The sequence below is a fragment of the Brevibacterium picturae genome (assembly GCF_030453725.1).
In the GTDB taxonomy this organism is placed as follows: domain Bacteria; phylum Actinomycetota; class Actinomycetes; order Actinomycetales; family Brevibacteriaceae; genus Brevibacterium; species Brevibacterium sandarakinum_A.
The window spans coordinates 1-2,142 of sequence record NZ_JAKDJU010000309.1 but is presented as its reverse complement, the minus strand read 5'-3'; the positions used below and the strand labels follow the sequence as shown (position 1 = coordinate 2,142).

Annotated in this window: 1 protein-coding gene; it reads right to left on the bottom strand. The window is 61.1% G+C overall.

The window, feature by feature from the left end:
* Positions 1-278: 278 nt before the first annotated feature.
* The gene (locus L0G76_RS15905; RefSeq protein WP_304358101.1) at positions 279-1,766 is read right to left on the bottom strand and encodes a catalase; all 1,488 of its coding nucleotides are present in this window, start codon (positions 1,764-1,766) and stop codon (positions 279-281) included.
* Positions 1,767-2,142 lie beyond the last annotated feature (376 nt).

Sequence of the window (2,142 nt, the reverse complement as noted above, 5' to 3'; positions counted from 1 at the left end):
CTAGTTATCGGACAGCATTCCCAGGCACTTATCGGACAGTCTCGGTACCGACTTATCTGACACCGACATCGGCACAGGCTTCCCGAACACATTCTGGAAGCATGACCAAACGCAGCTCTCACTCCGGCCGCCCACCGCAGCCGGGCCACAGACGTCGACGACCCGGATGCCTCGCTGTGAGGCAACGGGGTCGTCGACGTGTTTGGCCGCTGGCGGCCGGGTGAGAACTTCAGCGTCTCGCCGAAGATCGCTCCACCCGACTCACACCGACTCTCGACTCATGCGGTCTCGGACTTGTACTTGTCCTCGATTGCGCGGCCGACCTCTTCATCGATGTTGCGCCAGTACTTGAAGACGTTGGTCAGCACAGGCTCTTCCACGCCATCCTTCAGAGCACCGACGACCGTTTCGATGAGGCCCTGGCGCTCCTCTTCGGAGTAGACCTCGCGAACCAGGGTGTGCGCCTGGCCGAAGTCATCATCCTCTGAGTGCAGAGTGGCGGCCCTGCGGACCAGCTCACCGTCGGATTCCCAACGGTTCTCGATCGGTCCCTCTTCCGTCTGATACGGACGACCGTAGGAGTTGGGCGCATAGTTCGGAGCATCACCTGAGTGGTGGTACTCCATCTGACCTTCCTTGTCGTAGGAATTGGTCTTCGTGACGGGCGCATTGACCGGCAGCTGGTTGAAGTTCGTGCCGATGCGGTTCCGCTGTGCATCGGGGTACGAGAAGACACGGCTCATGAGCATCTTGTCCGGCGAGATCCCGGTGCCCGGCACGATGTTCGAGGGGCTGAAAGCGGCCTGCTCGATCTGGGCGAAGTGGTTCGACGGGTTCTTGTTGAGGGTGAACCTGCCGATCTCCATGAGCGGGTAGTCCTTCTTCGACCAGGTCTTGGTCAGGTCGAAGGGGTTGAAGCGGTAGGTCTTCGCTTCCTCGTAGGGCATGATCTGGACGTAGACGGTCCAGGACGGGTAGTCGCCCCGCTCGATTGCGTCGAACAGGTCGCGACGGTGCATGTCCGCGTCCTCGCCGGCCATCTTGCCAGCCTCTTCGTTCGACATGTTCTCCACACCCTGGTCGGTGTGGAAATGGTACTGGACCCAGAACCGCTCGCCCTCTGCATTGGCCCACATGTAGGTGTGCGAGGAGTACCCATTCATGTTCCGCCAGGTCTTCGGCAGTCCCCGAGGTCCCATGAGGTAGCTGACCTGGTGTGCTGATTCCGGCGAGAGCGACCAGAAGTCCCACTGCATGTTGTTGCTGCGCAGACCCGAATCCGGTGTGCGCTTCTGCGAGTGGATGAAATCGGGGAACTTCATCGGGTCACGGACGAAGAAGATGGGAGTGTTGTTGCCCACCATGTCGAAGTTTCCGTCTTCGGTGTAGAACTTCAGCGCGAAACCGCGCACGTCGCGCCAGGAGTCAGGTGAGCCGAGCTCACCGGCAACGGTGGAGAACCGTGAGAGCATCGGGGTCTTGACGCCCTTCTGCAGGAACTTCGCCCGAGTGTACTTGGAGACATCTGCAGTGATCTCGAGTTCGCCGAAGGCACCGGAGCCCTTGGCGTGGGGGCTGCGCTCAGGGACGCGTTCACGGTCGAACCGAGCCAGCTTCTCAACAAGTGCAGTGTCGTGGAGGAGGAGTGGGCCGTCGGGGCCGACGCTCAGCGAATGGGCGTCGGACTCTCGTGGGGTACCTGACTCGGTTGTCGAGGGCTTCGTGCCGTCGAATCCTGGGTGTTCATGATCGGCGTGTTTAGTCATTGCTTCTCCTTCACCAATTGAGCGACGGGGAGTCATTCTTCCCGGTCCACTTCAACCATCATAGGACGAACATCGCTCGCCTGTATGCGATGAAGCGAAGGCCGATCACGGCTCCCCTGATATCGATTTCCTGGCAGCGTGCAGAAGACTGGCGCAACCGATTTTCACGCTATCCAGGTTCCCTACTCGGTACAACCAAGGCCACCCTGCTCAATATTCCTGCCCCTCAGCCTTCGGCTGCTGCCTCACCTCCGCCGCCTGCCGAGCCTGATCCGGACCCGCTTCCCTCGCTGCTCGACCCACCGCCCGAGCTGGAGCCGCCGGCCCCGGAGCTTCCCGCACCATCCTGCGAGCCAGAGCTCGCACCTGCGTCCGA